The following is an 18,390-nucleotide window of genomic DNA, read 5'->3' on the forward strand; positions in this document are numbered from 1 at the left end:
CTTGGCTGAGCATTGACGTGGGTCAAGGGTGCGACATCTCGTCCGAGAGGTAGTTCTCATAGGCTTTCGTCGCCGGCTGGCTCGCCGCGATCTCGGGATCCAGCGTGTAGAGATCCTGCGCGCGGCCGATGCCGCGCAACGCGTAGCGGCCGGTCGACACCAGATAGCGCCGGCCCTCGTCGTCGAGCCCCGCGCAGAACTCCGACGACGCCAGCAACTCGCGATCGACCGAGCGACACATCGAGGCGATGCGGCTGACCTCGTTGACCGCCGGCCCCACCACGGTGAAATCGAGCCGGTCCTCGCTGCCGATGTTGCCGTAGAACACCTCGCCAACATGCAGGCCGACATAGGCCGTGGTCACGGGCCGCCCCTCCCCGCTCCGCCGCGCATTGAGCTTCAGGATGTTCAAGCGGAAGCGATGCTCGGCACGCAGCGCAGCCTGCCGCGCCGTCGCCATGTCGCCGGTGAAGATCGCCAGAACGCCGTCACCGATCAGCTTCAGCACGTCTCCGCCGGATTCGTAGATGGCTTCGATCGAGGCTTCCGCATAGTCGTTGAGCAGCGGGATGATCTCGTCCGGCGAGATGCTCTCGGAAATCGCAGTCGAGCTGCGCAGGTCGGAGAACCACAGCACGGCATTGATGCGCTCGGTGACACCGCGGGAGATGCGGCCGCGCAGCACCTGCTCGGAGGCATCGCGCCCGAGATAGACCCGGCCGAGCGTGCGCACGATGTCGACCTGCTGCGCCGACTTGATCGTGAACGCCAAGAGCGGGATCAGGTCGCGCAAGGCGCCGATCTGATCCTCGGTGAAGCCATCGTGACGGCGCGTCAGCCAATTCGAATAGAAGCAGTCCATCTGGCCGAGCGTGCCGGCTTCGCCGAACCGGTGCACGAAGGCGAGGTAGTGCTTATGGCCCTGGGCCGAGAGCTCCTCGATGACCGGAAAATCGAGATGCGCGGAGTTCAGCAGGTCGATGCGGAACTCGTCGTCGCCGCTCTCCAGCATGTGATGGAAGACGGAGCGCCGCCAATTCTGGGCCGCCTCGCCCTCATTGCTCGAGCCGTATTCGAAGCTGTCGGGCTCGTTGGTGTCACGGTCGTTCCAGCGGAAGCCTCGGCCTTCGAAGATCGGATGCAGCGTGTCGATGATCGTGAGGCTGCGCGACAGTTCGAGCCCGGCCGCGCAGCAACGCTCGCAGAAGCCACGCAGAATTTCGTTTTCCGGCACGCCGGTGAGGCCCTGCGCCGTGAGCCAATTGATCACTTCGAGACGGGTCGCCGTGTCCATTTTCTCACTCACCAACGCGTCACAAAATGCTCCGGACAGCTTCAGGCAGGCCTCGCCACCACCTCGCCATCCTCCTTGGTGAAGGAGGCAACGGGATGGTCCAGCAGGTCGAGCACGAGTTCCGACGGACGGCACAGCCGCGCTCCCTTGCCCGTCACCACGATCGGCCGGTTGATCAGGATCGGATGCGCCAGCATCGCCTCGATCAACTGGTCGTCGCTCCATTTGGCATCGCCGAGGCCCAGCTCGCCATAGGGCGTCCCCTTTTCGCGCAGCACCTCGCGCACCCTGACGCCCATCGCATTGATCAGCGCCACCAGCTGCTCGCGGCTCGGCGGTGTCTTCAGGTATTCGATCACATCAGGCTCCTCGCCCGAGGCACGGATCATCGCCAGCGTGTTGCGCGACGTGCCGCAGGCAGGGTTGTGAAAGATCGTAACGGTCATCGGGGCAGTCCATCCAACTGAAGCCAAGAGCAATTTCAGAAGCCGTTATCAGACATGCAAGCCGTGCTCCACCTCCACGGTGACATGGCTGAGGCCGTGCAGGTCACGCAAACGCTGCTTGTACATGGCCGGGGCCAATGGCGCATTGGAAACGATCGAAGCCACCACGGCGCGGTGCCCGGGCCCGACCTGCCACAAATGCAGATCGGTGACGCGATCCCCACTCGCTTCGAGTCGCGCCCGGATCGTGGCCTCCAGCCGTCGGTCGCCATTGACGTCCAGCAGCACCGCGCCGGCATCGCGGATCAGTCCATAGGCCCAACTCGCGATCACCAGACTGCCGATGACGCCGACGGCGGCGTCGGCCCAGCTCCAGCCGAGCATCATGCCGATGACCAATGCCCCGATGGCCAGCAGCGAGGTCGCTGCGTCCGCCAGCACGTGCAGATAGGCCGCTCGCAGATTGTTGTCGTGATGACCATGGTCATGATGGTCGTGGTGACGATCATCATGGCCGTGATGGGCATGATCGTCGTGGCCGGCGTGATGGTGATGGCCGTGATGATGATGCTGGTGCGAGTCGGCGAGCAGCCAGGCGCTGACGAGGTTGACCAGAAGACCGAGGACGGCGACCGCGATCGCTTCGCCATAGGCGATCGGCTCCGGACGCAGCAGCCGGATCACGCTCTCATAGGCCACCTGCACCGCGATGATCAGCAGGATCAGCGCGCTGGAAAAGGCCGCCAGCTCGCCGAACTTGCCGGTGCCGAAGGTGAAGGACGGATTGCGCGCGTGGCGGCGGGCAAACAGGTACGCCAGCCCGGCGATGCCGAGCGCGGCCGCGTGGGTGCCCATGTGCCAGCCATCCGCCAGCAGCGCCATCGATCCGAACAGCGAGCCGGCGGCGATCTCGCCGGCCATCATCACCAGGGTCAGCCCGACCACGAACCAGGTACGGCGCTCGTTGCGCTCGTGCTGCGCGCCGAGAAAGACGTGATCGTGGGCCCAATGATCGGCTTGTGATGGCATCTATCGTTCTCCTCATCGGTCCCGGCGCGCACCGCCGTGCGCGGCATCGAACTTATCACAGGACAAAGCGACCGCCCTGTCGCGATTGACAGCGCAGACCGGTTCCGCTGTAATATTCCCATGGGGACTTCGCGATCTCCCCACGAGGCGACATGCCCAAGTATCGCGTCCCGTCATTTTCGCACGAGGACGCATCATGTCATCCTTCGCATCGATTTCTCCCGACAAGCTGAGCCGGTTGATCGGAACCCCGAACGCACCCATCCTGATCGATGTACGCACCGACGAGGATTTCAGCGCCGATCCAAGGCTCCTTCCCGGCGCCATCCGACGTGACGCCTTGACCGCTGCGCAATGGAGTTCGGAATTCGCCGGCCGTTCGGTGATCGTCATCTGCCAGCGCGGCGCCAAACTCTCGCATGGCGCTGCGGCCTGGCTTCGCGTGGCCAAGGCCTCGGCCGAAAATCTCGAGGGTGGCTTCGAGGCCTGGAAGGCAGCCGGTTTGCCGCTGGTGCCGATGTCCAAGCTGCCGCGGCGCGACGACCACGGACGAACGATCTGGGTGACGCGCGCACGGCCGAAGATCGATCGCATCGCTTGCCCCTGGCTGATCCGCCGGTTCGTCGATCCGCAGGCGGTTTTTCTCTATGTTGCGCCATCCGAGGTCATCGCCGTGAGCGAGCGCTTCGGGGCGGCGCCGTTCGACGTCGAAAACACCTTCTGGAGCCATCGCGAAGAGCTTTGCACCTTCGATGTGATGATCGAGGAATTCTCCCTCACCACGCCTGCCCTGCAACGGTTGGCCACGATCGTCCGCGCCGCGGATTGGGCGCGGCTCGATCTCAGCCCCGAAGCGCCCGGCCTGCTCGCCGCCTCGCTCGGGCTGTCGCGCATCTACGATGACGACCTCGCCCAACTCGAGGCTGGCCTTGGGCTCTACGATGCGTTCTATCGCTGGTGTCGCGACGCGACTACCGAGTCGCACAATTGGCCGACGAGCAAGGTGAAGCCATGACCGATCTGGTCTCATCGACTGCCCCCACCAAAGCTGACGCCGGCCACGGCGTCAGCTTTGCCGAGGCGTTCAAGGTCTGGCTGCGCGTGGCGTCGCTGTCGTTCGGCGGCCCGGCCGGGCAGATCGCGGTGATGCACCGGATCATCGTCGACGAGAAGCGCTGGGTCTCGGAGAGCCGGTTCCTGCATGCGCTGAACTACTGCATGCTGCTGCCCGGACCGGAGGCGCAGCAGCTCGCGACCTATATCGGCTGGCTGATGCACCGGACGGCCGGCGGCCTGATGGCCGGCGGGCTGTTCATCCTGCCCGGCATCATCGCGATCATGGCCTTGAGCTGGATCTACGTCGCCTTCGGCCATGTCTGGTTCGTCGAGGCGCTGTTCTTCGGGCTGAAGGCGGCGGTGCTCGCGATCGTCATCCAGGCGGTGGTGCGCGTCGGCAGCCGCGCGTTGCGTAACACCGTCATGATCGGGCTCGCGGCAACGGCGTTCATCGCGATCTTCTTCTTCGCGGTGCCCTTCCCGCTGATCATCATCGCCGCGGGACTGATCGGCTATCTCGGCGCTCGCGCCGGCCGGCCGGAATTCGCCGCGGCGGGCCATCGCTCCAGCGGCAATGGCGATGGCGACAGCGCGCTCGGCGAGACCCTGCCGGAGCACGCTAGGCCGAATGGACGGCGCACGCTGCTCACCGCGCTGGTCTGGCTCGCGCTGTGGCTGGTGCCGGTTGTGGCGATCGTTGCGTGGACCGGCATCGGCAGCACGTTCAGCCAGATCGCGCTGTTCTTCAGCAAGATGGCGATGGTGACGTTCGGCGGCGCCTATGCGGTGCTCGCCTATGTCGGCCAGCAGGCGGTCGAACACTATCACTGGCTGACCCCTCCGGAGATGCTGGACGGGCTCGGCATGGCCGAGACCACGCCGGGGCCGCTGATCATGGTGCTGCAATTCGTCGGCTTCGTCGCCGCGTCGCGCGATCCCGGCTCGCTCTCGCCGCTGATTGCCGGCACGCTCGGCGGCCTGCTCGCAACCTGGGTGACGTTCGCGCCATGCTTCCTGTGGATCTTCGTCGGGGCGCCGTATATCGAGCGACTGCGGGGCAACAAGGGCCTTGCGGGTGCGCTCGGCGCGATCACGGCGGCGGTGGTCGGCGTGATTCTCAATCTCTCGATCTGGTTCGCGCTGCATACGCTGTTCCGGCAGACCGTGCCGGTCCGCGGCTTCGGGCTCGACTTCGATGCGCCGGTGCTGTCCAGCGTCGACGGCGCCGCGCTGCTGCTGTCGCTGGCCGCGGCGGTCGCGATCCTCCGCTTCAAGCTCGGCATGCTCACTGTGCTGGCTGCGTCATGCGCCGCCGGTGTGCTGATCAGGCTGTCCGGCTGGAGCTGACGCATCGCGATCTCACACCACGTCGGCCGGCGCCAGCTTGCACGTCTTGCCATCGGCTTCGATCTGCAGAGTGGAATGCTGGATCTTGAAGCGCCTTGACAACTCGGAGCACACCTTGTGCAGGAACGCGTCGTCGGTACCACCGGGACATACCAGATGCGCCGTCAAGGCGGTCTCGTTGGTGCTCATCGCCCAGACGTGGAGATCGTGCACCTCGCTGACGCCGTCGAGCGAGGCGAGATAGTCGCGCACCTCCGGCAGCGCGATGTCGCGCGGCACGGCGTCGAGCGCGAGATTGACGCTGTCGCGGGCGAGCTCCCAGCCGCTCAACAGCACCACGAGTGCGATGACGAGGCTGACGACCGGGTCGACCCACAGCCAGCCGGTCCAGATCGTGATGGCGGCAGCGACGACGACGCCGAACGACACGGCGGCATCGGCCGCCATGTGCAGATACGCGCCGCGGACGTTGAGGTCGCTGTCGCGGCCGCGCATGAACAGCATCGCGGTCGCGCCGTTGATGACGATGCCGAGCGCGGCCACCCACAGCACGGTGACGCCGGCCACCTCGCCCGGATTGTGCAGGCGGTCGAACGCCTCGACCGCGATGCCGCCGACCACGAGCAGCAGCAGGCCGGCATTGATCAGCGCCGCCAGGATCGAGGCGCGGCGATAGCCGTAGGTGTGGCGGTCGGTCGGTCGGCGCCCGGACAGCCACAGCGCGCCCCAGGCCAACAGCAGCGACATCACGTCGGAGAGATTGTGGATGGCGTCAGAGATCAGTGCCAGTGAGTTGGCGGCGTAGCCGAACACGAGCTCGGCGATGACGAAGGCGGTGTTGAGCGAGACGCCGACCGCGAACGCCGTGCCGAAGCTGGTGGGCGCATGGCTGTGGCCGGCGTGGGAGTGGGAGTGAGAATGGGCGTGGGAGTGACCATGGAGATGGTCATGATCGTGGTCGTCGTGATGTTGGTGTGAGTGCGCCATCTGACAACCTACAAGCTGGCAACCTACGACGCGGTGCTGATCATTGGCTCAGCTGTCGTCCCGGCGAACGCCGGGACCCATAACCACCGTCGGCAATCGGTGCGCAGGCGCGTCGCTCCAGCCTGCCCCATCCCGCGTCCTGTGGTTATGGGTCCCGGGTCGGCGCCCCACGCGCTCCGCGCGCGGGACTTGCCCGGGACGACGACCTTTTTTGTCGTCGCGGTGAGTGGCAGACCGAAGAGGCGTTCGATCGTCACTCTGCCCGCCTCACTCGATCGGCCGGTTGAACTTGTTCGACTTCGGCAGGCCCTGCGCGATGCGGCCGGCGTCGGCGCGGTTGCCGCGGTAGTCGGCGAGGTCCTTCCAGCTCAGGCCCTGGTCGCGGCCGGCGGAATCCTTCCAGGCCAGACCCTGCTTCTGCTCGAACGTCGTAACGTCGGAGAGCTGCGCGCTGGTGTATTTCTGCAGGCGGACGCCGCGGCCACGCGCCATCTCCGGCACCTGGTCGAGGCCGAACACCACCATCTTGTGATTGGTGCCGATGACCGCGACCTGATCGCCGGTGACCGTGCAGATCGCGCGCGCTTCCGCCGGTGCCGTCACGTTCAGAACCTGCTTGCCCTTGCGGGTGTTGCTGACGCAGTCCTCTTCCTTGACGACAAAGCCCTGGCCGTCGGAGGCAGCCACCAGGAACTTGCGCTCGCCCTTGGTGACGAACATCGAGACGATCGAGGCGTCCTGGTCGAGGTCGATGAACATGCGGATCGGCTCGCCATGGCCGCGGCCGCCCGGCAGCTTGCCGACATCGAGCGAGTAGAACTTGCCGTTGGTCGCGAACAGCAGCACCTTCGAGGTGTTCTCGGCAAAGAACCATTGGCCGAGCTGGTCGTCGGTCTTGAACTGCAGGTTCGACAGATCGGCGACGTGCCCCTTCAGCGTACGCACCCAGCCCTTCTCCGAGACGACCACCGTGACCGGCTCGCGCTCGATGAAGGCCTCCTCGATGGCGGCGAGATCGTGCTCGGGCGCATCGGCGAAATTGGTGCGGCGCTTGCCCAGCGGCGTCTTCGGCCCGAACAAGTCGCGCACGGTCTTGACCTGCTCGCCGACCTTGGCCCACTGCAACGGCTCGGATGCGAGCAGCTCGTTGATGCCCTTCAGCTCGCCGCGCAGGTTCTTGTCCTCGGTGCGGATCTCCATTTCCTCGAGCTTGCGCAGAGAGCGCAGGCGCATGTTGAGGATCGCCTCGGCCTGCACCTCGGTGAGCTTGAAGGTCTTCATCAAGACCGGCTTCGGCTCGTCCTCGGTGCGGATGATCCGGATCACCTCGTCGATGTTGAGATAGGCGATCAGATAGCCGCCGAGAATCTCCAGCCGGTTCTCGATCTGCTTCTTGCGATAGTTCGAGCGCCGCAGCAGCACGTCGCGCAGATGGTCGAGCCATTCGCGCAGGCACTCGGCGAGGCCGACCACCTTCGGAATCTTGCCCTTGATCAGCACGTTGAGGTTCAGCGGAATCTTGCTCTCGAGGTCCGTGAGCCGGAACAGCGATTCCATCATCAGCGCGGGATCGACGTTCTTCGACTTCGGCTCGATCACGAGCCGCACGTCTTCCGCGGATTCATCGCGGACGTCGCCGACCAGCGGCAGCTTCTTCTCGTTGAGGAGCTCGGCGATCTTCTCGACCAGGCGCGACTTCTGCACGAGATACGGGATCTCGGTGATGACGACGATCCAGGTGCCGCGGTTGCCCTCTTCCTGCTTCCACTTGGCGCGGACGCGGAATGAGCCGCGCCCCGTCGTGTAGGCCTCGATGATGGACTCCTTGGAGTCGATCACGGTGCCGCCGGTCGGGAAGTCCGGGCCCTTCACCCAGCGCAGCAGCGCGCGCGACTTGGCGTCGGGCTTCTCGATCAGATGCAGCGCGGCGTCGCACAGCTCGGCGGCATTGTGCGGCGGGATCGAGGTCGCCATGCCCACCGCGATGCCCTGCGCGCCGTTGGCGAGCAGGTTCGGGAAGCCGCCGGGCAGCACCACCGGCTCCTTCGACTGGCCGTCATAGTTCGGCCGGAACTCGACGCCGTCCTCGTCGATGCCTTCGAGCAAGAGCCGCGCGACATCGGTCATGCGCGCTTCGGTGTAGCGGTAGGCGGCGGGATTATCGCCGTCGATATTGCCGAAATTGCCCTGGCCGTCGACCAGCGGATAACGCGACGAGAAATCCTGCGCGAGGCGCACCATTGCGTCATAGATCGCCTGGTCGCCATGCGGATGGAACGAGCCCATCACGTCGCCGACGATCTTGGCCGACTTCTTGAACGCGGTGCCAGGATCGAGCCGCAAGAGCCGCATGCCGTAGAGGATGCGCCGGTGCACGGGTTTCAGGCCGTCGCGCGCGTCCGGGAGCGCACGGTGCATGATGGTCGAGAGCGCGTAGGCGAGATAGCGCTCCTCCAGCGCCTCGCGCAGCGCGACCTCGTGAATCTCCGCGGGCTCCGGCGGAATCAGTGATTTTCCCATTAGCGTAGAGCTTTCAGAGGGTTAGCCCAAAGACCTGAGCCAACGTGAACGATTTGGGAACAGGCTTTATGCGATCGCGGGCCGCGGTGCAACGATGGGGTCGCCCGGTTCCGCCAGGCGATTCGCAGGGACCTGCCACGGCCCCCCTGGGAACGCGACGAAATCGAGCAGCTCAGCCCCTCCTGCGAGATGGCGGTCAGCTCATCAATGGAGCAGCCCGCGCCGATCCGCCTACGGTGCGACAGTGTCGCACATACCTCAGTATTGCTGAGAACGTCACCGGCCATCGCTATGTTGATGTCACGTCTCCTCGCAAGGCGCACGCCTGCGCGTGGAGCGTCCCCCGATTTCCCACCAGAAAGGCAGACCCATGAGCTCAGGATTCGTGACGACATCGGACGGCACGCAGATCTACTACAAGGACTGGGGCTCGGGGCAGCCCATCGTCTTCCATCATGGCTGGCCGCTGTCGGCCGACGACTGGGACGCGCAGATGCTGTTCTTCCTGGACAAGGGCTTTCGCGTCATCGCGCATGACCGCCGTGGCCATGGCCGCTCGAGCCAGACCGAGACCGGCAACGAGATGGATACCTACGCCGCCGACGTTGCAGCCCTTGCCGCGAAGCTCGACCTCAAGGACGCCATCCATGTCGGCCACTCCACCGGCGGCGGCGAGGTCGCCCGCTACGTGGCGAAGCATGGCAAGGGCCGCGTCGCCAAGGCCGCGCTGCTCGGCGCCGTGCCGCCGATCATGCTGAAGACTGCGAACAATCCCGGCGGGCTGCCGATCGAGGTGTTCGACGGCTTCCGCGCCGCGCTTGCCGCCAACCGCGCGCAGTTCTTCCTGGATATCCCGACCGGCCCGTTCTACGGCTTCAACCGCGACGGCGCCAAGATCTCCGAAGGCGTGATCCGCAATTGGTGGCGCCAGGGCATGATGGGTGGCGCCAAGGCCCACTACGACTGCATCAAGGCGTTCTCGGAAACCGACTTCACCGAGGACTTGAAGGCGATCGACGTGCCGGTGCTGCTGCTGCATGGCGAGGACGACCAGATCGTTCCGATCGACGACTCCGCGCGCATCGGCATCAAGCTGCTGAAGCATGGGACGTTGAAGACCTATCCAGGCTTCCCGCACGGCATGGCCACGACGCATGCGGACGTGATCAACGCGGACCTGCTGGCGTTCATCAAGGGGTAGCTCCAAGACCGCCGTCGCTGAAGCAGCACTCGGTGCTGATGAGGCGGGATATCATCAACTCTTGTTCGTCATGGCCGGGCTTGTCCCGGCCATCCACGCCGCACCGCACACGCCGAACGACGTGGATGCCCGGGACAAGCCCGGGCATGACGAGCCCTGGGCTAGTATTTGGCCGTACTCGGTCGAGTCTTTGCGTAGGGGCATGCGTGTCTTCCTTCTCGCGACGCAATTCACGCCCGAGCTATCAATAGTCATCACCCTCTCCAATCAGAGGGCGCAGGGAAGGCCGGACCTCGACTGAGGTCCGTGGCCCGCCTGCGAGAAAGAGTGCAGGCGGCAGGTACCACGGGTCAGCCGGACGACCCGGCCCTCCCTGCGCGATGGGCTTCCGAGTTATACGCAGTCTCCCCGGTGTCCGGGCTTGTTAGCCACCGTCGTCAGCGCGATGCCTGAGGGCATCCATCGCCGACTTGACGCCAGCATCGGGGCGCCAGGACGCTGCGATTTCATCGTCCTGCCGGACTCGTTCGTCCACGCGCACAAGGCACGCTGCGAGCCGACAGGCCACCGCTCCCCGCCTCGCGTGTCGTGACGATCGCGCGCAACGCCCCTCCGAGTGAGGCGGGATGCGGGGAAAGATCGGCCTGATTTGCCCGACGACACAAGCCGAAGCGCCTGCGACGGATTGGCTCGACGGGCAGTTTGCGCATGGGAGATGCCTGATTCTGCATATCCGAAGCACCACCAGCCGGGAACCCGCCCGCGCCGCGGCGCGTTACTCATCGTGTCATTCGTCGAGCATCGCAGCGTATCGCGTCGTCGATCATCAGCCGAAGCCCTTGCTGCGGACAGCTTGCCATGAAGGACTTTTCAGACGCCGCCTTTTCGCCCGACGTGATCGCGCTGATGACCCAGGCGCTCGACGGCGCGGTCGCCGCCCTGCCCGAGCCTGTGAGTTCGACTCACGTCACCCTTCTCGCCGAGTCCGTGCTGCGAACCGCCAAGACCGGCGAGCGCGATCCCACGGTGATGCAGCGGCTGGCGCTGCTGGAACTGCAGCTCATGCCGCGCATGTAGACGGACGTTCCTGTAAGCCCGACTTTATCGACGATCAGCCGCACCCCAGTCATTCCGGGGCAAGGCCGCAGGCCTTGAACCCGGAATCCCGAGATTGTTTTGCGTCCATCATCTCTGGATTCCGGGTTCAATCGTCAACGCGCGAACGCGCGTTGTCGATTGCCCCGGAATGACGGCGAGCAATGGCCGCGCTGTCCCGAAGACCCGCACTCCTCACCACATCGCTGGCCGCACCTCACTCATTCGTCATTGACAAATCTATTCGCCATTGCCTAACCTCACGGCATCACCGCCAACAGAGCGGACGAACCGGGGAGGACTTCATGCGACGGCAATTTCTCGCCTGCGCGTTTCTGGCAACCACATCATTCATCGCGACCAGCGCCTCGGCCCAGGTGTCGGACGACGTCGTGCGCATCGGCGTGCTGACCGACCTCTCCAGCTGGGGCCGCGACAACAGCGGGCCGGGCTCGGTCGAAGCGGCGAAAATGGCGGTGGAGGAGTTCGGGCCGACCGTGCTCGGCAAGCCGATCGAGATCATCAGCGCCGACCATCAGATGAAGACCGACGTCGGCACCACTATCGTGCGCGACTGGTTCGACAACGGCAAGGTCGACGCGGTCGTCGACATCCCCAATTCCGGCATCGCGATCGCCGTGCACAACATGGTGCGCGAGCGCAACAAGATCGCACTGCTGTCCGGCCCCGGCGCGAGCTCGCTGACCGACGAGCTGTGCAGCCCGAACACGGTGCATTTCACCTACGACACCTACGCGCTCTCCAAGGTGACGACCTCGGCCGTCATCAGCCAGGGCGGCAAGTCCTGGTACTTCATCACGGCGGACTATGCGTTCGGCCAGCAGTTGGAGAAGGACGCTGCCCGCTTCATCAAGGAGCTCGGCGGCACCATCCTCGGCGGCGTCAAGCATCCGACCAACACCGCCGACTTCTCCTCCTTCGCGCTGCAGGCGCAGAGCTCGAAGGCCGACGTCGTCGCCTTCGCCAATGCCGGCCAGGACACCGACAATGCGATCAAGCAGTCCGGCGAGTTCGGCCTGGTCAAGGGCGGCCAGAAGCTGGTGGGCCTGCTGATGTTCGACACCGACGTGCATGCGATCGGGCTCGAGGCCGCGCAGGGCACCTACATGACCACGGCGTCTTACTGGAACATGGACGAGGCCACCCGCGCCTGGTCGAAGAAGTTCTATGCGCGCACCAAGGTGATGCCGACGATGATCCAGACCGGCGTCTACGGCGCGGTGCTGCATTATCTCAAGGCGATCAAGGCGGCCGGCACCGACGATCCCAAGACGGTCATGGCCAGGATGCGCGAATTGCCGATCGAGGATACCTTCGTCCATGGCGGCAAGCTGCGCGAGGACGGGCGCGTCGTCCGCGACATGTATCTCGCCCGCGTCAAAAAGCCGTCGGAGTCGAAGGAGCCGTGGGACTATCTGGAGATCGTCAAGACCGTGAAGGGCGAGGATGCGTTCCGGCCGGTCTCCGAATCCAAGTGCCCGCTGTTGAAGAAGTAGGAGCACGCGCATGAGCGGAGCTGATCCCAAATCCGGCGAGACCTATGATTGCGACGTGCTGGTGGTCGGCTCCGGCTGTGCCGGGCTCTCGGCGGCGGTCACCGCCGCTCATGCCGGGCTGAAGGTCGTCGTCACCGAGAAGGAGCCGCGATTCGGCGGCACCACCGCGCGCTCCGGCGGCTGGCTGTGGATTCCCGGCACGTCCCTGGCCAAGGCCTGGGGCATCGACGAGCCGCCGGAGCTGGCGCGCACCTATCTGCGCCACGAGGCCGGCAACAGCTACGATGCGGCGCGCGTGGATGCGTTCCTGACCAAGGGGCCGGAGGCGATAGACTTCTTCGTAAGCAAGACCGCACTGAAGTTCGACATGCCGCTGACCTTCCCGGACTATCACGCCGAGGCGCCGGGCGGCACCCAAGGCGGCCGCTCGATGGTGACGCGGCCGTTCGACGGCCGCGAGCTCGGCGAGCACATCAAGGATCTCGGCCAGCCCCTGCCCGAGCTCACCGTGTTCGGCATGATGCTCGGCTCCGGCAAGGAGATCATCCATTTCATGCGCGCGACGAAGTCGGTGACGTCGGCGTTCTACGTCGCCAAGCGGCTGTCGAAACATGCCCGTGACGTACTGCGCCATGGCCGCGGCATGACGCTCACCAACGGCAATGCGCTGGCGGGACGGCTGGCGAAGTCGGCGTTCGATCTCGGCATTCCCCTGTGGCTGTCGTCGCCGGTGGCCGAGCTGATCCGCGACGACGAGGCCGTGCGCGGCGCTGTCGTCACGAGGCGGGGCAAGCGCGTGCGGGTCAATGCGCGGCTCGGCGTGGTGCTGGCCTGCGGCGGCTTCCCGCATGATGTCGAGAGACGCAAGGCGATGTTTCCGCATGCGCCGAGCGGCCATGAGCATTTTTCGCCCGGCCCCACCGGCAACACCGGCGACGGCTTGCGGCTCGCGGAAGCCGTCGGCGGCCGCGTCGAGGATGGCCTGCCGCATGCGGCGGCCTGGGTGCCGGTCTCCGTCACCACGCGCAAGGACGGCAGCAAGGGCGTGATGCCGCACTTCATCGACCGCGCCAAGCCGGGCGTGATCGCAGTGACAGCAGATGGCGTGCGCTTCGCCAATGAGGGCAACTCCTACCACGACTTCGTGCAGGCGATGGTGAAGACGGCCAAGCCCGGGCGTGAGATCGCGGCGTATCTGGTCACCGACCACCGCAGCTTGCGCCGCTACGGCCTCGGCTGCGTGCCGCCGTTCCCGATGCCGCTCGGGCATCATCTCAGCACCGGCTATCTCAAGCGCGGCGCGACGCTCGCCGAGCTCGCACGCGTCACCGGCATCGATGCGATGTCGCTGGAGGCCACCGTCGCCGCGTTCAACGCCGATGCCGCGCTCGGCCAGGATCCGAGCTTCGGCAAGGGCTCGCGCGCTTATAACCGCTACCAGGGCGATGCGCTGCACGGGCCGAACCCCTGCGTCGCGCCGATCAAGGACGGACCGTTCTACGCCATCAAGATGGTGATCGGCGATCTCGGCACCTATGCCGGCATCCGCACCGACGAGCATGCCCGCGCGCTCGACGCCCAGGGCCAGCCGATCGAAGGGCTTTACGCCGCCGGCAACGACATGGCGAGCATCATGGGCGGCAACTATCCGGGCGCCGGCATCACGCTGGGACCGGCGCTGACCTTCGGCTACATTGCCGGCCGGCATCTCGCCGAACGCGCCAGACAGAGGAGCGCCGCATGAGCGACAGTCAGATGCTGGCGGGCAAGCTCGCGCTGGTCACGGGCGCGGCGCACGGCAATGGCCGCGCCATCGCGCTCGGGCTCGCCGGCCGCGGCGCCGACGTCGTCATCACCGACATCGACCTGGAGGGTGCCGAGCGCTGCGCGGCCGAGATCCGCGGCCACGGCCGCAAGGCCTGGGCACATCGGCTGGATGTCACCGACGCCGCCGGCTGCAAGGCGCTGGCGGCGCAGCTGCGCGCCGAGGTCGGCGCCATCTCCATCCTCGTCAACAATGCCGGCATCATCATTCGCGAGACCATCAACTCGCCGCGCGCCGCGGAGAATTGGCAGCGCGTGCTCGACGTCAATCTCAACGGTGTGTTCAACGTCACCTATGCCTTCCTCGCCGCCCTGCGCGAGACGCGCGGCACCATCGTCAACATCGCCTCCGTCGCCTCCTTCATCGGCATCAGCAACACGCTCGGCTATTCGCCGTCCAAGGGCGGCGTGAAGTCGCTGACCCAGGCGCTGGCGCGCGAGCTCGCCGCCGACGGCATCCGCGTCAATGCGATCGCGCCCGGCGTGATCGCCACCGCGATGACGGAATCGACCCGCAACGATCCGGAGCGGCTCGCCGGCTTCATGAGCCGCACCCCGCTCGGCCGCGTCGGCCAGCCGGAGGAGCTCGCAGGCCCCGTGGCGTTCCTGGTCTCCGACATGGCGTCCTACGTCAACGGCGTGACCTTGCCGGTCGACGGCGGCTTCCTGGCGGTGTAGGCAGCAGCCGAACCAGGGGCGCATCACAGCATGGGACGAGAGAGCCGCGGCATCCAGTCGATCGAGATCGGCGGCACGCTGCTGCAGGCGCTGGCGCGCAGCGGCGAGCCGATGATGCTGCGCGACCTCGCGCGCGAGGCCGGCCTGCCGCCGGCGAAGGCGCATCCCTATCTCGTCAGCTTCTCGCGCATCGGCCTGATCGAGCAGGATGAGGCCACCGGCCGCTACGAGATCGGCCCGCTCGCGCTCGAGCTTGGCCTGATCAGCCTGCGGCGGCTGTCGGCGGTGCGGATCGCCACGCCGAAGATCGCCGCGCTCGCGAGCGCAATCGACCATGCGGTCTCGCTCGCGGTGTGGGGGACCAACGGCCCGACCGTGGTGCGGCTGGAGGAGCCGAGCCATGCCGTGCACATCGTGATGCGCGTCGGCTCGATCATGGCGCTGCTGGAGACCGCGACGGGACGCGCCTTCGCGGCTTTCCTGCCGCCGAAGACGATCAAGGCCGCGCTCGACTCCGGCCTCGACCATCTCGGCGTCGGCTACAATCCGAAGCGCGCGCCGAAGAGTCCGAAGGTGGCGGAGATGCTGGCCGAGGTGCGGGCGCAGGGCCTCGCCCGCGCCGTGGGCGATCCGCTGCCCGGCGTCAACGCCTTCGCCGCGCCGGTGTTCGATCACGCCGGCCACATCGCGCTGGTCATCACCGCGATGGGCCCGGCCGGCACCTTCGATGCCGGCTGGGAATCGCCGCTGGCGAACCGGCTGCGCGCCTGCGCCGCCGAGATCTCCAAGCAGCTCGGCCACGGCACGGTGCAACCGTAGACGCTCACGCAGCCGCGGAGCGCTGCTCCGGCCACGGCTCGGCCCAGGCCGGCAGCCGCATCAGGCTGTCAAGCCAGCGTACGACGTTCGGAAATGCCTCGAACGGCATCTCCGCCTCGCGCCAATCCGCCGCCATCGAGGCCGCCGCGAAGTCGGCGATGGTGAGGCGATCGCAGCCGATGTGGCTGTGCGCGCGCAGATGCGCGTCGAGCACGGACGCATAGGTCTTCAGCGGCGCGACCTTCTCGACCAGCGTGGCCCGGTTCGGCGCGCCGAGACCGAAATTCTTGCGCACGATGTGCTCGAAGTAGAACGGCGCGACGGCCGGGTTCCAATGGCTGTCGGTCCACGCCAGCCAGCGCAGCACCTCGACCTGCTCCTGCGGATTGCGCATCGGCCACATGTCGCAGCTCTCGCGGATGCACAGATGCGCCATGATCGCGGTCGACTCCCACAGCACGGTGTCGCCGTCGACCAGCACCGGCGCCTTCATGTTGGGATTGAGCGCGGCGAACTCCGACGTCTTGAGTCCGCTCGTGATGTCGATGAACTCGGCGGGCACGCCGAGATGCTTGACCAGCGCCAGCACACGGCGCGGGGCCTGGGCCTTGATCCAGTAGATCTTCATGACGGTCTCCTTGGCTGATGCATTGAAGACGAACGCGCGAGGGGCGGATCGACAGGGGTCGGCACAAACTTTTCGTGTGGCCTGAACAGTGCTGCCGTGCGCGAGGAGCACACTGTTCCCACATCGTCATTCCGGGGCGCGCGTAGCGCGAGCCCGGAATCCATAACCACGACTGTAATTGAGGAACCGAGACAAACGCCCACGGCCATCTTGCCCAGCAACGACGGCCTGTGGGTATGGATTCCGGGCTCGCCCTGCGGGCGCCCCGGAATGACGTGCGGAGGGATGTGGGCTCAAGCGGACGACGGATTTGTGCTCGGGCCATCGCCCGATGTCGCCGCGCTCCTCACATGGCCCGCACCGCGGCCCGCGCTGTGAGGATGCAGCCCGGCAGGAAGGTGCCTTCCAGCGAGCGCTTGCCCGACGCGCCGCCGCCGCCGAAGCCGGCGGCTTCGCCGACGGCGTAGAGGCCGCTGATCGGCGCGCCGGCCGCGTCGAGCACCCTGCTCTGCAGATCGGTCTTGAGGCCGCCGAGGCTCTTGCGGGTGATGAGCTGCATGTGGATCGCGATGTAAGGCCCTGCCCCGCTCATCTGCAGCGGCGCCGGCTTGCAGGTGCGGAGCTTGTCGGGGCCCCATTGCCGTGCGTGCAGGATGCGGCGGATCTGATCGTCGTTGTGGAGCTTGTCGCCGTTCTTAAAGTTCGCGTCGAAGGCATCGGCCGTGGCCTGCAGCACCTCCGGCTTCACGTCGTCAGTTCCGGTGAGCGCATTCATCTTCGCCGCAAGACCTGCGAGCGTCTCGTCGACCAGGAAATGCCGGCTCTCGCGCTGCATCTGCCGGACCAGGCGATGATTGCCGAACAGCGTCTCCTTGAGGAACATCGGCATCTGCCGCTCGCGGATGCGTAAGTTATGCTCAGCGCCTGATATCGCGAACTCCTTGGCGGCGATACGCCAGTTCAGGAGATGCCACGTATACGGCTCCTCCTGCGCCGCGACGCGCTGGCAGAGATCATGGGTGTCGAAGCCGGTGACCAGCGGCGCCGGGCCGATGCGCTCGCCGCGATGGTTGAGCCAGAGCGCTGATTTGCACGGCACCAGCGATAGGCCGTGGCCGTCGAAATGCGGAAACGGATGCGGGATGCCGGCGGCGTAGTTCCACATCTCGCCGGCGTGGGTGATCTCGGCGCCGACGGTCTCGGCCGCATGGTGATGCAGCCTGCCATCGGCGAACGGATGCGCGCCGTTGAGCATCGTCGCAGGCAGCGGCCGTCCCTTGACCCAGTTCGCCCGCGCCTCCGCGTGGCTGCCATTGATGCCGCCCATCGCGAGCACCGTGAGCGGCGCGGCGACGCGGATCTCGGCGCCGGTCGCTTCGTTCACCGCAACCACGCCCGATACCGCGCCTCCGGCGCGATCGAGGCTGACGACACGGTGACGATGCAGCACCGTCAGCTTGCCGCCATTGTCCGCCGCGCGCATCGCATCGATCATGACACGCGTCAGGCGCTGCGAGGTGCCCCAGACGATGTGGTAGCGCGGCAGCGCATTGCCGTCGCCGTTGAGGCCGCGCTCGACCCAGTTCACCGCAGGCATGAAGGTCACGCCGTGCGAGGAGAGCCAATCGTAGACCTCGCCGCGGGAATGCTCGACGTAGTAGCGCGCCCATTGCAGCGGCCAGTGCTCGCTCGCATCGAGCTCGCCGAACCGGATCCAGTCGCGCAGCGCGATCTCCGGCGTGTCCGGAATCTTCATCCGCGCCTGCAACGGTGTGCCGACCAGCGCCATGCCGCCGAACGCCCACAGCGCCAGCCCGCCGAACCGCTCCGGCGTGTCGCGATCGACGATCACGACCGACTTGCCGGCGCGCAGCGCCTCCAGCGCGGTGACGATGCCGGCGAGACCGCCGCCGGCGATGACGACATCGGCCTGCCGCATCGCGCTCATC

Annotated in this window: 15 protein-coding genes; 8 read left to right on the forward strand and 7 right to left on the reverse strand. The window is 66.3% G+C overall.

Going from position 1 to position 18,390, the window contains the following annotated elements; all coding sequences use genetic code 11:
- Positions 1–22 precede the first annotated feature (22 nt).
- Genes ACQR1Y_RS00215 through dmeF form a run of 3 tightly spaced genes read right to left on the reverse strand, consistent with a single transcriptional unit; the run spans position 23 to position 2,769 of the window.
- Positions 23–1,294, reverse strand: coding sequence for an adenylate/guanylate cyclase domain-containing protein (locus tag ACQR1Y_RS00215; RefSeq protein ID WP_434878631.1), 1,272 nt, complete (start codon positions 1,292–1,294; stop codon positions 23–25).
- A gap of 41 nt (positions 1,295–1,335) precedes the next feature.
- Positions 1,336–1,740: an arsenate reductase (glutaredoxin) gene (gene arsC, locus ACQR1Y_RS00220; RefSeq protein WP_434878630.1), complete on the reverse strand. Its 405-nt coding sequence runs from the start codon at positions 1,738–1,740 to the stop codon at positions 1,336–1,338.
- 48 nt (positions 1,741–1,788) lie between these two features.
- On the reverse strand, positions 1,789–2,769 hold the full coding sequence (gene dmeF / locus ACQR1Y_RS00225) for a CDF family Co(II)/Ni(II) efflux transporter DmeF (RefSeq protein ID WP_434878629.1): 981 nt from the start codon (positions 2,767–2,769) through the stop codon (positions 1,789–1,791).
- A 196-nt stretch (positions 2,770–2,965) separates the two neighbouring features.
- Between dmeF and ACQR1Y_RS00230 the strand changes: the two genes are divergently transcribed.
- Both ACQR1Y_RS00230 and chrA read left to right on the forward strand, forming a co-directional pair.
- A complete protein-coding gene (locus ACQR1Y_RS00230; RefSeq protein ID WP_434878661.1) occupies positions 2,966–3,784 on the forward strand; it encodes a chromate resistance protein ChrB domain-containing protein in 819 nt (272 codons plus the stop codon).
- Entirely contained in the window at positions 3,781–5,172 is a 1,392-nt protein-coding gene (chrA, locus tag ACQR1Y_RS00235) for a chromate efflux transporter (RefSeq protein ID WP_434878628.1), read from the forward strand. The genes ACQR1Y_RS00230 and chrA overlap by 4 nt, the downstream gene beginning before the upstream one ends.
- Before the next feature lie 12 nt (positions 5,173–5,184).
- Here chrA and ACQR1Y_RS00240 read toward each other — a convergent pair whose 3' ends face one another.
- Positions 5,185–6,159 (reverse strand): cation diffusion facilitator family transporter, encoded by a 975-nt coding sequence (locus ACQR1Y_RS00240; protein ID WP_434878627.1) that lies wholly within the window; start codon positions 6,157–6,159, stop codon positions 5,185–5,187.
- A gap of 267 nt (positions 6,160–6,426) precedes the next feature.
- Positions 6,427–8,679, reverse strand: a complete 2,253-nt coding sequence (parC, locus tag ACQR1Y_RS00245; RefSeq protein WP_434878626.1) for a DNA topoisomerase IV subunit A — start codon at positions 8,677–8,679, stop codon at positions 6,427–6,429.
- A 370-nt stretch (positions 8,680–9,049) separates the two neighbouring features.
- Here parC and ACQR1Y_RS00250 point away from each other — a divergent pair, with 370 nt between their 5' ends.
- The 6 genes from ACQR1Y_RS00250 to ACQR1Y_RS00275 all read left to right on the forward strand — a co-directional run bounded on the left by ACQR1Y_RS00250 (position 9,050) and on the right by ACQR1Y_RS00275 (position 15,813).
- Positions 9,050–9,880: an alpha/beta fold hydrolase gene (locus tag ACQR1Y_RS00250; RefSeq protein ID WP_434862132.1), complete on the forward strand. Its 831-nt coding sequence runs from the start codon at positions 9,050–9,052 to the stop codon at positions 9,878–9,880.
- A gap of 858 nt (positions 9,881–10,738) precedes the next feature.
- Positions 10,739–10,957 carry a hypothetical protein gene (locus ACQR1Y_RS00255; protein ID WP_434862131.1) on the forward strand — a complete coding sequence of 73 codons (219 nt, stop codon included), beginning with the start codon at positions 10,739–10,741 and terminating at the stop codon, positions 10,955–10,957.
- A gap of 323 nt (positions 10,958–11,280) precedes the next feature.
- Positions 11,281–12,492 carry an ABC transporter substrate-binding protein gene (locus ACQR1Y_RS00260; RefSeq protein ID WP_434878625.1) on the forward strand — a complete coding sequence of 404 codons (1,212 nt, stop codon included), beginning with the start codon at positions 11,281–11,283 and terminating at the stop codon, positions 12,490–12,492.
- 10 nt (positions 12,493–12,502) lie between these two features.
- Entirely contained in the window at positions 12,503–14,236 is a 1,734-nt protein-coding gene (locus ACQR1Y_RS00265; RefSeq protein WP_434878624.1) for an FAD-dependent oxidoreductase, read from the forward strand.
- Positions 14,233–14,994 carry an SDR family NAD(P)-dependent oxidoreductase gene (locus ACQR1Y_RS00270; RefSeq protein WP_434878623.1) on the forward strand — a complete coding sequence of 254 codons (762 nt, stop codon included), beginning with the start codon at positions 14,233–14,235 and terminating at the stop codon, positions 14,992–14,994. The genes ACQR1Y_RS00265 and ACQR1Y_RS00270 overlap by 4 nt, the downstream gene beginning before the upstream one ends.
- 30 nt (positions 14,995–15,024) lie before the next feature.
- Complete coding sequence (locus ACQR1Y_RS00275; RefSeq protein ID WP_434878622.1) at positions 15,025–15,813, forward strand: IclR family transcriptional regulator; 789 nt, start codon at positions 15,025–15,027, stop codon at positions 15,811–15,813.
- A gap of 4 nt (positions 15,814–15,817) precedes the next feature.
- Here the strand turns inward: ACQR1Y_RS00275 and ACQR1Y_RS00280 are convergent, their stop codons facing one another.
- Both ACQR1Y_RS00280 and ACQR1Y_RS00285 read right to left on the reverse strand, forming a co-directional pair.
- Positions 15,818–16,441, reverse strand: coding sequence for a glutathione S-transferase family protein (locus ACQR1Y_RS00280; RefSeq protein WP_434878621.1), 624 nt, complete (start codon positions 16,439–16,441; stop codon positions 15,818–15,820).
- A gap of 346 nt (positions 16,442–16,787) precedes the next feature.
- The gene (locus ACQR1Y_RS00285; protein ID WP_434878620.1) at positions 16,788–18,389 is read right to left on the reverse strand and encodes an FAD-binding protein; all 1,602 of its coding nucleotides are present in this window, start codon (positions 18,387–18,389) and stop codon (positions 16,788–16,790) included.
- Position 18,390: the final 1 nt, after the last annotated feature.

The sequence above is a fragment of the Bradyrhizobium sp. HKCCYLRH3099 genome (genome assembly GCF_051167855.1).
In the GTDB taxonomy this organism is placed as follows: domain Bacteria; phylum Pseudomonadota; class Alphaproteobacteria; order Rhizobiales; family Xanthobacteraceae; genus Bradyrhizobium.

Excerpts from the sequence above, each read along its gene's own strand:
- chrA (WP_434878628.1), top strand. The coding sequence starts at position 3,781 with ATGACCGATCTGGTCTCATCGACTGCCCCCACCAAAGCTGACGCCGGC.
- ACQR1Y_RS00255 (WP_434862131.1), top strand. The coding sequence starts at position 10,739 with ATGAAGGACTTTTCAGACGCCGCCTTTTCGCCCGACGTGATCGCGCTG.
- ACQR1Y_RS00215 (WP_434878631.1), bottom strand. The coding sequence starts at position 1,294 with ATGGACACGGCGACCCGTCTCGAAGTGATCAATTGGCTCACGGCGCAG.
- ACQR1Y_RS00280 (WP_434878621.1), bottom strand. The coding sequence starts at position 16,441 with ATGAAGATCTACTGGATCAAGGCCCAGGCCCCGCGCCGTGTGCTGGCG.
- arsC (WP_434878630.1), bottom strand. The coding sequence starts at position 1,740 with ATGACCGTTACGATCTTTCACAACCCTGCCTGCGGCACGTCGCGCAAC.
- ACQR1Y_RS00285 (WP_434878620.1), bottom strand. The coding sequence starts at position 18,389 with ATGAGCGCGATGCGGCAGGCCGATGTCGTCATCGCCGGCGGCGGTCTC.
- dmeF (WP_434878629.1), bottom strand. The coding sequence starts at position 2,769 with ATGCCATCACAAGCCGATCATTGGGCCCACGATCACGTCTTTCTCGGC.
- ACQR1Y_RS00265 (WP_434878624.1), top strand. The coding sequence starts at position 12,503 with ATGAGCGGAGCTGATCCCAAATCCGGCGAGACCTATGATTGCGACGTG.
- ACQR1Y_RS00275 (WP_434878622.1), top strand. The coding sequence starts at position 15,025 with ATGGGACGAGAGAGCCGCGGCATCCAGTCGATCGAGATCGGCGGCACG.
- ACQR1Y_RS00230 (WP_434878661.1), top strand. The coding sequence starts at position 2,966 with ATGTCATCCTTCGCATCGATTTCTCCCGACAAGCTGAGCCGGTTGATC.
- parC (WP_434878626.1), bottom strand. The coding sequence starts at position 8,679 with ATGGGAAAATCACTGATTCCGCCGGAGCCCGCGGAGATTCACGAGGTC.
- ACQR1Y_RS00260 (WP_434878625.1), top strand. The coding sequence starts at position 11,281 with ATGCGACGGCAATTTCTCGCCTGCGCGTTTCTGGCAACCACATCATTC.
- ACQR1Y_RS00270 (WP_434878623.1), top strand. The coding sequence starts at position 14,233 with ATGAGCGACAGTCAGATGCTGGCGGGCAAGCTCGCGCTGGTCACGGGC.
- ACQR1Y_RS00240 (WP_434878627.1), bottom strand. The coding sequence starts at position 6,159 with ATGGCGCACTCACACCAACATCACGACGACCACGATCATGACCATCTC.
- ACQR1Y_RS00250 (WP_434862132.1), top strand. The coding sequence starts at position 9,050 with ATGAGCTCAGGATTCGTGACGACATCGGACGGCACGCAGATCTACTAC.